The sequence below is a fragment of the Trichocoleus sp. ST-U2 genome (assembly GCF_039961875.1).
Classification (GTDB): Bacteria; Cyanobacteriota; Cyanobacteriia; order Cyanobacteriales; family FACHB-T130; genus FACHB-T130.
On the sequence record NZ_JAMPJY010000023.1, the window covers coordinates 86,461 to 98,794 of the forward strand.

Here is a 12,334-nt window from a genome sequence, read left to right on the forward strand (position 1 = left end):
CGATCCTCACCGAAGATTTAACTAACGACTGCGTTGAAGATAGCTTTCTACATTGCTAATCGCTCGTGTCGCATATGAATCCCCAGGACGTAGATTAAGTGCCCTTCTAAAGTTAATCAAAGCAGTTTGGTAATCTCTTTGTTGGGTTGCAGCGTACCCAAGTCTCATGTACTGAGTATAATTGCCCTGCCGACCACTCCGTTGCGTAGCCCCTGTATTACCTGCGGGATTCTGCTGGGTAGTGCCCGTTCCTGCTGGATTTTGTTGCCCAGTCCCAGTTCCGGCTGGATTCTGCTGAGTTGCACCCGCACCAGATGGAGTTTGTTGCCCAGCCCCAGTTCCGGCTGGATTCTGCTGAGTTGTACCCGCACCTGCTGGAGTTTGTTGCCCAGTACCTGTACCTGTACCTGCCGGATTCTGCTGAGTTGTACCAGTTCCCGCACCTGCTGGAGTTTGTTGTCCAGTACCTGTACCGGCTGGATTTTGCTGAATTGTACCAGTTCCCGCGCCTGCTGGAGTTTGTTGCCCAGTACCTGTACCTGTACCTGCCGGATTCTGCTGAGTTGTACCCGCGCCTGCTGGAGTTTGTTGCCCAGCGCCAGTTCCGGCTGGATTTTGTTGAGTTGTACCAGTTCCCGTGCCTGCTGGAGTTTGCTGGGTAGTGCCCGCACCTGCCGGATTCTGTTGCCCAGTGCCAGTTCCTGCTGGAGTTTGCTGAGTTGTGCCAGTGCCAGTTCCTGCTGGAGTTTGCTGGATAGTGCCCGCGCCTGCCGGATTCTGTTGCACAACTCCTGGGCTAATTACCTCATAGTTAGGTTGCCCAGTATGAGTACCGGCGGGAGTTTGTTGGTTAGTACTCGTACCCGTACCAGCGGGAGTTTGTTGGTTAGCACCAGCCCCAGATGGATTTGTTTGTGTCCCACCTGGAGTACTCTGAGCTAATAATTGTTGGCTTCTCGTACTAGAGTTGGAATTGATGAGGGCTAATGCTGGAAAACTGAGGAAAACACTAGCGCCAGCAACGCTCATCAAGCTAACAAGCTTTTTAACCGAATGTTTCTGATTTTGCGTACTCATGGGAATATCCTGAACTTAGCCTAAAAAATACTGACTTTGGCAACTTTCTTGCCAAAAGCGAACAAATGTTGGTTGTAAAAAAATTGACCTTCAATCAGTTACGTCAGTTAGCAGCCTAAAGACATATTTCTTGAAACTCTTTGTTAAAACCCTACCTCTATTATTTTCTTGGCTCGTCTATCTAAAGAGTTGTACTAATGTTAAATTAATCTGTCTAATTAGGTAGTAATATCCAATCCGATTGATTACTCGCAATTTCCCAAAATCCAAAGCAAGTCTAAGTCTCTGGCTCTATCTCTCCTCCCTGAAATGTGGGTAGATAGAGGAAGCGGTTTCCTCGTGCGGGAAATCTACCAGATTTGAAATGAGGCAGCTAATAGAAATCCACCGTACCTATACTTTGATATCGCAAGCCTGAATGATTCGTGAAGGCGAGATCCCCGACTTCGAGAAAGAAGTCGGGGATCTGAACTACTAGCATCCACACTCAAATAGGATTGCCATAACAATTGAGTTAAAAAGGTTTAGAAAAAGACAAGCAGAAATTTTGGCTCAGGCGCACTGAGACAGAGTAGCGGATGAATTGTACTGCTGAATCGGAATCGCGATCGCAAACTCTGTTCCTTTCCCCGTTTCGGAAATATAGGTCAATTGACCGCTGTGTTTTTCTACCACGATTTGATAACTAATTGACAACCCTAAGCCAGTTCCTTTGCCAATAGGTTTAGTCGTAAAGAAAGGATCGAATAATCGTTGCTGTACCTCCGAGGTCATCCCAATGCCGTTGTCTGCAATCCGAATTACAACTTGATTGTTATCTCCGACTTCCGTGCGAATCCGAATTATCGGTGATGGGTAATGGGTATTTCCTTGTCTGTGACTAATTTCCTTTTCTAGTGCCTCAATTGCATTGCAGAAGATATTCATGAATGCTTGGTTGAGTTGCCCAGCATTGCATTCTACAAAAGGAAGGTCGCCATAGTCTTTTTGAACCACAATATCAGGGCGTATACCTCTGCCTTTGAGCCGATTTTGTAGAAACAGGAGCGTGTTGTCGATGCCTTCGTGAATATTGACACACTTCACTTCTGCTTCGTCGAGCCGAGAGAAGTTCCGCAGGGAAAGAACAATCTCAGAGATCCGTTCTGCACCTACCTGCATTGAAGATAGAAGTTTCGGCAAATCTGACCTCAGAAAATCCAGGTCAATGTCTTCCATTTCTGCTTGTATCTCTGGCACTGGCTGAGGATAGTGCTGGATAAACAGGTGCAGCAAGTGCAGCAAGTCGTAGGCATACTCGCTGGCATGGGTGAGATTGCCATAAATAAAGCTGACAGAGTTATTAATTTCGTGGGCGATACCGGCAACGATTTGTCCCAACCCAGACATTTTTTCGGTCTGAATCAGTTGAGCTTGAGTACGCTGGAGTTCATGCAGGGTTTGCTCTAACTGGGTTGTTTTCTCTCTGGATTGAGCTTCTGATTGCCGCAGTGCTTCTGCTGCCTGTTGATGAATCTGCGATTGAGCAATGAGTAACTGATGTACGTCTAAGAGTCTGCAAATTCCCGATTGCAGTTGCACGACGAGCGGTTCGTAAATGAGTTCGGGCGATCGCTTTAAGGACTGCTGTACAGTTTCGACAATGGAACTGTTGCGATCGCATACTAAAATCTCACATCGGGCAATGCTGTAGAGTGCCTTCAGAGAAGGCGGGGAAGATAACTCTAAGCTGTAGAGACGGCGCATAGATTCAAAGAAGCGCCGTCGCGAAATCATTCCGACGAAATTACCTTGTTCGGTAATAATCATGCCAGGAAGCAATGGGTTCGCTTCAAAAATCTGGATTGCTTCCTCTACGGCACGTTCCGACTCGATACTAGCGTCGTAGAGCGTTAATTCTTCTAGCGTCGAATCTAAATGTAGGGGTGACGGTTGGGAAGTCGCCTCTTTTTGGCTTTGTTCAAAATCCTCAGTCCGGGTTACTGATGCTTGCTCAATCCATGCCCAGGGCGTTACTTGTTGTTGAGTCCTGCTTAGCATTTCTTGTGAGTAGTCCGTCCAGTGAGAAGTGTCTTCTGGAATTTTGTGCATCAGTCCCATCGCACCTCTGTTAATGCCCTGATTCAGTATGGCTACTATCAAGCTTTTGAAAAAGCTGCGTAGTGCTACCGATCTCTACACGTTTGCGATCGCAAATTCCGGATTAAGCGATCGCGATCGCTTACGTAAATTTACGTGTTGTTCGATACACTATACGGAAACTTTAAACGCAAAGCCTCTACCACGGGTGTGAATTAGCACTCTTCTTTTGTGTAGATGCCATTTTGTAGGCTTTTAGCCACTCTCCTAATCAAGCAATCAGCCAAGGTAGCCAAATTGCTAAACTCAAAAGCGTTATAAACAGCGCTGGCAAAGTCAGGATGAGACTCAGATGACGAGAGTGAGGGTGAGAAAGAAGAAAGCGATCGCTCCTGCTGAAAATCTCGTCAAGGCGATCGCTATTGGTGCAACATAGGCAGTTGCCGCTATGCTCATCTTAGTTACGATGCCATCGCGTACCATCCGGGCTATCAATTAAAGTAATGCCCTTGGCTTGTAGCTCGTTGCGAAGGCGATCGCTTTCAGCAAAATTTTTCGCAATCCTGGCTTCCTGTCTCTGCTGAATCATCGCCTCAATGTCTGCATCGCTGAAACCACCAGAAGCGGCAGTTTCAACCTGTAGCTTTGCGATCTCGTCAGCACTTACTTCCAAGCCCAACACACTTGACAAATCAACCAAGTTATGCCAGTAAATTTCTAATTGTTCGGGTGGGATCTCAGTTTGACCCTGATGAACGAGGATATTTCCCTGCTTGCCTAACTCTTTGGCAAGTTCAAACAATATGGTTAACCCGCCAGGAAAATTCAAGTCATCATCCACTTCTGCCTGAAATCTTTCCACAGCGTTGTCATGTCCCCCCTCGCTGACGGGGAGATTAGCGGGGTTTCCCGTCCAACCTAGTTGGGAACCGTACTTATATCCAAACAACAGACCTTCTTTTAGCGTATTCCAACCGTTTGTCGCCGCTTGTATTGCTTCATCGGTAAAATCAATCGGCTTGCGGTATTGGGCTGTAAGAACAAATAGCCGCACCGCCATTGGATCGACGGGTCGATCGAGTAACTCGCGAATGGTGATAAAGTTGCCCAGAGACTTAGACATCTTCTCGCCATTTACCGTCACCATCCCGTTATGCAACCAGTAGTTTGCTAACGGCTTGCCAGTCACCGCCTCCGATTGGGCAATTTCGTTCTCGTGGTGCGGGAAAATTAAGTCAGCACCGCCAGCATGGATGTCGATTGTATCGCCTAAGCGATCGCGCACCATTGCCGAACATTCAATGTGCCACCCCGGACGACCCGCACCCCAAGACGATTCCCAGGCGGGTTCCCCCGGTTTTACCGCCTTCCACAGCGCAAAATCAAACGGATCTCTTTTCTTGGACGCTTCCAGGTCTTCCACCTCCACCCGGTTACTCGCGCCCGCTTGCATATCTTCTAACTTGCGTCCCGACAGCTTACCGTACTCCGGAAATTGACGCACCGCATAGTAAACATCACCCCCAGCGGGATAGGCAAAATTTTTCTGTTCCAACTCGTGAATCAGCCGCTGAATCCCATTGATCGTGTGTGTAGCACGCGGATATTCATCGGCTTCTTTGATATTCAGCCGCGCCATATCCTCAAAATAAGCTTGGATGTAGCGTTCGGCGACTTCTTCCATTGACGAACCTTCAAGACGCGCCCGGTTGAGGATTTTGTCATCAATATCGGTAAAATTCTGCACATAGCGCACGTCGTAGCCGACAAATTGCAGATAACGGCGCGTCACATCCCAGACGATGCAAGCTCTTGCATGACCCAAGTGGCAATAGTCATACACCGTCACGCCGCAGTAGTACATCCCGGCTTTACCGGGTTCAACAGGTTCAAAGGCTTCCTTGCGACGAGTGAGGGTGTTGTAGAGTGTTAGGGCCATTCCTAGAACTTAAGAAATAAAGTGCATCTGTATCAGTATTTTAAATTCCCTGGTCAGCAAGCCATCCACTCATCCGAATTAAAATTTTACTTTGTCGCTAATTAAGTCTCAAAAAGTAGGTGCTTAAGAGAGTAACTAGGGAGCAATGCGGCTTCAACACAACATCATGCGCTTCAACATCGACTTAACGCGATAGCGTTAGCGAAGCGAGGCGTTAGCCTAGCGCTGACTTGTCAGTTCGCATCCGCTAACACTAACGCTAACAACATCGCTTTACTGATCGAAATTCGCTTCAAGATGAAAAATGCTTAGGCGATGCGAAAAGGATTGGAGAATGCCTTCTTCGGAGTTAGGTAAGCTGGAGGGAGAGAGCGATCGCTCTGTTAGCGCGTATGCGAAGCTGTTCGCTTGCTATAAAGTAAAAGGTTGGATCTCCATTTCAAGCCATCATCGGGATCTAAACCTACACTCTGCTTAGCGCTTAGCTCCTACAGTAATTTACGTATAGCTCTATCAACGTTTTTTGAGAAAATCTGAAAGTCGCACTATGCAACCAGCCACCACTCCCAGTCAATCTCCAGAGATAGATGCCCCCAAGCACGGCTTACCCGTGACGATCATTACAGGTTTCCTTGGCAGTGGCAAAACCACCCTCCTCAATCACATCTTGAGCAATCAGCAAGGCGTCAAAACCGCTGTTCTGGTTAATGAATTTGGTGAGATCGGCATTGATAATGAGCTGATTGTCACCACCGGCGAGGACATGGTGGAGTTAAGTAACGGTTGTATCTGCTGCACCATTAATAACGATCTCGTCGAAGCCGTCTACAAAGTTCTGGAACGCGAAGAAAAGGTCGATTATCTGGTAGTCGAGACAACCGGACTCGCAGATCCCCTGCCAGTGGCACTTACCTTTTTAGGTACCGAACTGCGAGACATGACCCGCCTAGATTCCATCATTACGGTGGTAGATTCGGAAAACTTCAGTCTCGATTTATTCAACAGCGAAGCCGCCGCCAGCCAGATCGCATACGGTGATATCATCCTGCTCAACAAGGCAGACTTGGTGGATGAAGCCGACTTAGACTCCTTAGAAGTCAGAATTCGGGATATGAAAGGCGGTGCCCGGATTATGCGAACCACCAAAGGACAGGTGCCGCTACCGTTACTCCTCAGCGTCGGTTTATTTGAGACTGACAAATATTTCCAAAACGAAGAGGCAGAAAAGGGTCACGACCATCACCACCACGACCACGGTCATGACCACGATCATCACGATCATCACGACGATCATAGTAGTTGCGATCACGATCATGGCGTTTGCACTCACGACCATCACGACCACGATCATCATTCCCACCACTTGGAAAATGACGGGTTTACCTCAATTTCTTTTGAAAGCGACAAACCTTTTGCGATCAAGAAGTTTCAAAATTTCTTAGATAATCAGTTGCCCTCGACCGTCTTCCGTGCCAAAGGGATTCTTTGGTTTGATGAAAGTCCTCGGCGTCATATCTTCCATCTGTGCGGCAAGCGCTTCTCCATCGATGATGAAGATTGGACAGGAAAACCAAAAAACCAGTTGGTACTGATTGGTCAGGATTTAGATAAAGAAACTCTGCAACAACAAATCAAAAGTTGTGTTTGTCTGCCTTCTACTTCTCGCGGTAAAGGCTTTGGGAAATAGTTTTTAGGAATTAGCTAATTGCTAAATTCCTAATCGCTTTTCTTAGTTAGGTCAAATAGATCGCGGCTCTAATGTTTGGTCGGGACATGGCATTGTCATGTCCCAACAGATGTATCGAAGCTAATTATGCGCGTTGTCATTCAGCGAGTTAAATCCTCACAAGTTGAGGTATCAGATCGAGTAGTCGGTAAAATTGGGCGCGGACTTAATTTACTCGTAGGCATTGCCGAAACAGATACCGAAGCCGAACTGGAGTGGATGGCTCGTAAATGTCTGGAATTACGCTTATTTCCAGATGAACAGAATGGTAGCGGGCGTTGGGAGAAATCCATCCTAGAAATTGAGGGTGAACTGCTGGTAGTCAGCCAATTCACCCTCTATGGAGATTGTCGCAAAGGACGCCGCCCCTCTTTTGATAAATCTGCTGCGCCTGCGATCGCTCAAAATCTTTACGAACAGTTTATCGCTAAGTTGCGCCAGAGCGGTTTGCGCGTAGAAACAGGCGAATTTGGGGCGATGATGCAGGTAGCAATTGAAAATGATGGCCCTGTTACTTTGCTGCTAGAACGAGAAGCGACTTAACTTGAATAACATTGACTCCAAAGCTGTAAATTCCCCCCTTCCTTTGCAGGAAAGAGGGTTAGGATGTTAGGTCATTATTAAGGCCAGATGTTTTGCCACCAAGGTCTGGAATTGCTTTGTGCAACAGGCATTTTCTTCCGAATATCCTGAATATTCCACCCAGTCAGCTTGGCGAGAGTCTGCGCCTCTTGTTCAAATCGTTTAGTCAAAGACTGTTTATACTGTTGACCCGCTTGACACTTCACATCTCCTGTAAAGGGATGACGAAGAACATAACGACCCTGAAAACTTTGTTCATTTGATGTTTCTTGAAACACCAAATCTTCCGGGAATTTATCGCGGGTGTACCGGACGTGGAGACGGGTAATAAAAACATTGTTAGAGGGAACAACGGCTCTCCGGAAAGGCGCTGACTCGCGGGCATCCGAAGGATAATTATCTAGCCAAAAAACACCGGCTTTCCGCAGTTCTTCTGGATTTAAAGGTTCGGCAGAACAGGGATCGCAGTTTCCCATGTTCCAGGCATATTCCAGAAAGGCAACCTTTTTGTCTTCACGAGTGTAAGAAGTTTGAAACATCGATTTGTAGAAATCGCCAAATTCATTTTTGACGAATACTGGAATTTCAGCATCCGAGGGGATTTTTACAGTTCGGTAATTGGTAACTTCAGCTTGTCCTTTAGGCGATAAAACGTAAACAATCAAATCTTGTTCGCTAGTAGAGTTAATCATCCCTAGACGAATCGGCAACATAAATTTAGGCGATTCGTAAGCCATCTGTAGAGGTCGCAGAAATTGAGAGCCGGAATTTTGAAATTCTTTAAGATTGACTTTTGCAACAAAGAATTTCATATTTTGCCGGATATAAGGTTGCAGCAGTTGTTTTGCACCCCGTGGAATCTTATATCCGTTACGATTTAGCCACGTTTCTAGACCGTTTGATTCCTTTGCACTGAGAATAACAATGTCATACTCTCCCACATTGAAACGAGCTTCTACAGTGACACCCAAGCTATTGTCTTCATCCCTGCTAGCTCTTGCACCGCCTGACGTTGGTGCGGATGCTGGTGCAGGGAGCCTCTCATACATGACCGAATTACAAGGATCTTCGTCAAAATATTCCACCAGTCGCGGCGCACTAAAAGCATCCAATCGCTCGATAATTTTAGGGTCGCCAACGTGAACCTGTTCTTTCTGAAGCACTGTCGGAACGGGGACAACCAGGGCAAAGTCTTTGACATCCCCTTGATAGTCATTCGCCATCGTTAAAATAGTGCGATCGCGATCGCGAGCAATTACTACTTGCGAGGATTTATTGTAAAGCTTTGTATCCGCTTTCGCTACATAGAAGCCACAAAATCCCCAGGCTGTCGGAGCAAAGCAAATAACAGCCAGAAGCGTTATCACTAAAGTTTTACAGATCCGAAATAACTTCATTGTCACCTCTGCTAGTAATTAATAAAGACTTACACTTGTAGATACGTTTCAGATTCAGTTTCCTCAGGTTTATCAATGACTGAATTACTGAATGTTTGTGAGGAAGTCTCCACCCAAGAAAATCGGCGTGCTGACCAGAGAAAATCTAACAGAACGGTCATAGGTGCAAGGGCGAATAAAGCCCAGAAAACAGCAGTAGAAATAAAAAATTGATTTCGCAAGAAAAAAGTTAAGCAGCCAATAGAAACTGCCCATACTAAACGCCCACTCCTAGCGTTAGGAATAGAGCGAGGATCTGTAATCATAAATAGAGCGAATAACAACAAAGAACCGCTCATCAATCGATGTAAAAATACATCCCATGTCCAGCCAAGCCAAATATTGCGAATTGCTTCCAATAAAGCGTAAGAACCTAAAAAAGCAGCAGTTGTATCCCAACGACCAACTCGTTTTAAAATCGTGCCCCCGGTGCCTGCAAATAACAGCGCATACCACCATTCATCTCCCCATTGTCCGGGCGAAACCCAGGCATCTTTTGTCAAGATAAGCGCGGCAATAATACCAAAGTTAGCAGGGTTAAAAAAATGCTTGTTCCGAAAATTAAAAATGAATTTACTTAGAATTGCGAAAGAGCCAGCCAAAATCATTGTGCTGTAACTATCGGCTCTTAGGAGCAAACTCAGACCTAAAGCCGTAATAAAAGCACTCCGTAATGAAAGATTGATAGGAACATTTATTAAAACAGAATCAATTTCATTGGGACAATTATCTTGTACCGGAAGCAAATTGAATAAGTTTTGTTTAATCGATACTGCTAGCCACTGAGTCACTAGACAAGTTATCATCACCACTAGAATTAGATCCGGTCTTAGCGTCCAGTCTCTTGTCCAAATACCCAAAAACAGGAACAAGGATAGAGACAAAATTTGATAGTCTCGGACATCTTTTAGCAGCATTGCCGATTAATAGTAAGATTAGCCGTATCTTTCTCCTGAATCTAGACGCAATAAGATGCGAACAGGGGTTCTGTTACAGAAATTGTTACAAAGATGCCGGTTAGTTAAGACGGTTTTTACCAGCGATTCAACTCCCAGACTTCTTGGAGAAGCGAGGGATCTTGCCAATGCTTTTCATGAATTTTAGAAAGCTTTTCAAAAGTAGTCTATATAGAAATCTTATTTGAGTTATGAGCCAGCGATTTAGATCCCCGACTGCTTCATGAATCAGCAACTCTCACTTGTGAAATTGAGAAGCCTCCAAGATTAATGGCTATGCTTTACCCATAAGTCCAAAAACCCTGTAGGGATTTTCGCATTTGAGCGATAACTTGAGGACAAAAACGGGCAACTCGCTATCCAAAGGCTTCGCCCTTTCCCGTAGCGTGACAGGGTTTTCAACAGATGTGGGTAAAGCATAGAGGTTATGGGGACGTTGTCACGACTTCAATCCCCCTGCGGATACTCCTCCCATAAGGTGGTTGTTTGCCGCAGACTCAGATAGTCACCATTGCCTAAAATCAAATGATCTAGCAGCGGAATACTTAAATATTGCGCTCCCATCAACAACTGACGGGTCAAATTAATATCTTCTTGACTGGGTTCAATGCTCCCTGACGGATGATTGTGTGCAATAATCAGCCGCGTCGCACCCTGGCGAAGGACTTCTCGGAAAATCTCGCGGGGAGGAGCCAACGTTTCAGTTGCAGTGCCAATGGTAATCACTTGAGTACCCACCAAGCGATTCTTCACATCCAACAGCACCACGGCAAATCGTTCTTGCATCTGCCACATCAACTCATGACTGAGCGCAGCAGCAGCGGCAGCAGGACTATCAATCATGGTGCTAACTCCGGGGCGAGATAGAAACGCCCTTTTTCCTAACTCAACCGCTGCTAGAATTGTGGTGGCTTTTGCTGGCCCTACACCGGGAATTTTTGTCAACTCTTGAACGCTGATATCTCGTAACATATCCAGCGGATCGCGTTGGTGTTGACTTAATTCCTGTAATATGTATTGCCCAAGACCGACAGCGGAAAGTTTTCCTGCCCCTTGACCCGTGCCCAGCAAAATCGCAATTAGCTCAGCGGTTGCAAGATTTTTGGCTCCCTGCGCCATTAATCGTTCGCGAGGACGTTCGCTAAGGGGTATATCTGCAATTCTGAGGCAATAGGTCATAAATGCACCGGGAAAGACTATATCTAGTTTTCCCGATAGTCCCGCAAGAGTTGCGATCGCGCCAAGAACAAAACAATTAAGAATTAAAAATTAAAAATTGAGAAATTCAACTTTTAATTTTGCATTTTTAATTTTTTAATTCTTTACTGTGTGGATATTTGCAGCTTTGAGCATATGATAGGCAACTAGTAGCTGAGTCAGTGCCAGAGGGTAACTTTGGAGCGTTTCCCCAGTTGTCCCGACGAGAGTACCCAGATTGGGGGTGCCGTCCAAGCTACAGAAAGGCAGTAAATCGGGGATGTCGTTACACAGCATCCGCTCTAAATCTTTGACTTGTTCGCTGGTTGCTTGACCGTCAATTTCTAGCACATCAACCGGCTTACCCATATCCCGCTCAAGTTCCAGGCGAATTGCCGGTTTGTAATTAGGACTGCTTGGGTTCAAAATCTCGGTCAAGCTTGGATGTGGAATCGTCGGTCTGAGTACCAATTGCACATTCAGGTGTGAACTGCTCTCCTCTGGCGCGTCTGTAGGCGGGTAGAAACTCACCACGATATCTGCCCATTGGCGCTGGGGACGGATGTATGCTTCTGAGTCTGGTTCGCGCTTTCTCAATTGTTCGCGAACCTGTTCTTCGTTATAGCCCCGTTTCATCGTATCTCGCTTGATCTTCCACTCAGCGCGTAGAGCTTCAGGCGGTGCTAAATAAACTTTTACATCGTGATAGTCACGGGTTTTCATGGTTGAATAACCGAGAAGCCCTTCAACAATCACAAACTTGCTCGGCTTGATATACTCAGGCGGATCGAACATCCCCGTGTCGTGGTTGTAAATCGGCTTCAGGATGGGCTGTCCATTTTGAAGCAGGGACAGGTGTTGCTCCATGATATCCAAGTAGTTGCAGTCGGGATGCAGTGCTGAAATTCCCTTCTCTGCACGCTGAATCCGGTCGTACTTGTGATAATCGTCGGTACAGATAATGGTGACATTTTCTTCACCTAATATCTGAGCAATTCCTCGTGTTAGTGTTGTTTTCCCAGCGGCACTGTCACCAACAATGCCTAGAATAATCGGACGATGGCTCATTTTCCCTCTCGCGCAAAAGCAAGTCCTGCTGGACATTCTGAATTGTTCAATTGTAGAAGGAATAGGGATCAACTCGATCGCAAGAATGCCTGCTGTTCGGGCGTTGGTTCTCTGGGCAGGTTGCGCCAAGCGTGTCCTTTTATCGGCACCCGCTTGAGTAAATTAAACTTAATCGGAAATAAGAGGTTGTAGAGAAAAGTGGGATCGTTTCTATTCCTTTCACCCTAAGCTGTCACCAGCTAGCGATAGCTGAGACGGAAGTTGTGCAATCCAC

10 protein-coding genes are annotated in these 12,334 nt (G+C 46.2%); 3 read left to right on the forward strand and 7 right to left on the reverse strand.

Annotated features, from left to right (window positions below; all coding sequences use genetic code 11):
- Window positions 1–21 precede the first annotated feature (21 nt).
- Window positions 22–1,077: a tetratricopeptide repeat protein gene (locus tag NC996_RS16445; RefSeq protein ID WP_190686096.1), complete on the reverse strand. Its 1,056-nt coding sequence runs from the start codon at window positions 1,075–1,077 to the stop codon at window positions 22–24.
- 552 nt (window positions 1,078–1,629) lie between these two features.
- Window positions 1,630–3,168, reverse strand: a complete 1,539-nt coding sequence (locus NC996_RS16450; protein WP_348260005.1) for an ATP-binding protein — start codon at window positions 3,166–3,168, stop codon at window positions 1,630–1,632.
- A 37-nt stretch (window positions 3,169–3,205) separates the two neighbouring features.
- Here NC996_RS16450 and NC996_RS16455 point away from each other — a divergent pair, with 37 nt between their 5' ends.
- A complete protein-coding gene (locus NC996_RS16455) occupies window positions 3,206–3,370 on the forward strand; it encodes a hypothetical protein (RefSeq protein ID WP_190430055.1) in 165 nt (54 codons plus the stop codon).
- Between the two features lie 243 nt (window positions 3,371–3,613).
- Here NC996_RS16455 and cysS read toward each other — a convergent pair whose 3' ends face one another.
- Window positions 3,614–5,095, reverse strand: a complete 1,482-nt coding sequence (gene cysS / locus NC996_RS16460; RefSeq protein ID WP_190686099.1) for a cysteine--tRNA ligase — start codon at window positions 5,093–5,095, stop codon at window positions 3,614–3,616.
- A gap of 547 nt (window positions 5,096–5,642) precedes the next feature.
- Here cysS and NC996_RS16465 point away from each other — a divergent pair.
- Window positions 5,643–6,782, forward strand: a complete 1,140-nt coding sequence (locus NC996_RS16465) for a GTP-binding protein (RefSeq protein WP_190686102.1) — start codon at window positions 5,643–5,645, stop codon at window positions 6,780–6,782.
- 126 nt (window positions 6,783–6,908) lie between these two features.
- Complete coding sequence (gene dtd, locus NC996_RS16470; RefSeq protein WP_190675703.1) at window positions 6,909–7,364, forward strand: D-aminoacyl-tRNA deacylase; 456 nt, start codon at window positions 6,909–6,911, stop codon at window positions 7,362–7,364.
- A 77-nt stretch (window positions 7,365–7,441) separates the two neighbouring features.
- On the opposite strand, the gene NC996_RS16475 is transcribed toward dtd, so the two are convergent.
- From NC996_RS16475 to NC996_RS16490, 4 genes are all read right to left on the reverse strand, one after another.
- Complete coding sequence (locus NC996_RS16475; protein ID WP_190686105.1) at window positions 7,442–8,800, reverse strand: DUF2330 domain-containing protein; 1,359 nt, start codon at window positions 8,798–8,800, stop codon at window positions 7,442–7,444.
- 29 nt (window positions 8,801–8,829) lie between these two features.
- Entirely contained in the window at window positions 8,830–9,756 is a 927-nt protein-coding gene (locus NC996_RS16480) for an RnfABCDGE type electron transport complex subunit D (RefSeq protein WP_190686107.1), read from the reverse strand.
- 486 nt (window positions 9,757–10,242) lie between these two features.
- Window positions 10,243–10,974, reverse strand: a complete 732-nt coding sequence (gene radC / locus NC996_RS16485) for a DNA repair protein RadC (protein ID WP_190686110.1) — start codon at window positions 10,972–10,974, stop codon at window positions 10,243–10,245.
- Window positions 10,975–11,109: 135 nt separating this feature from the next.
- Window positions 11,110–12,060 (reverse strand): phosphoribulokinase, encoded by a 951-nt coding sequence (locus NC996_RS16490; RefSeq protein WP_190410023.1) that lies wholly within the window; start codon window positions 12,058–12,060, stop codon window positions 11,110–11,112.
- Window positions 12,061–12,334: the final 274 nt, after the last annotated feature.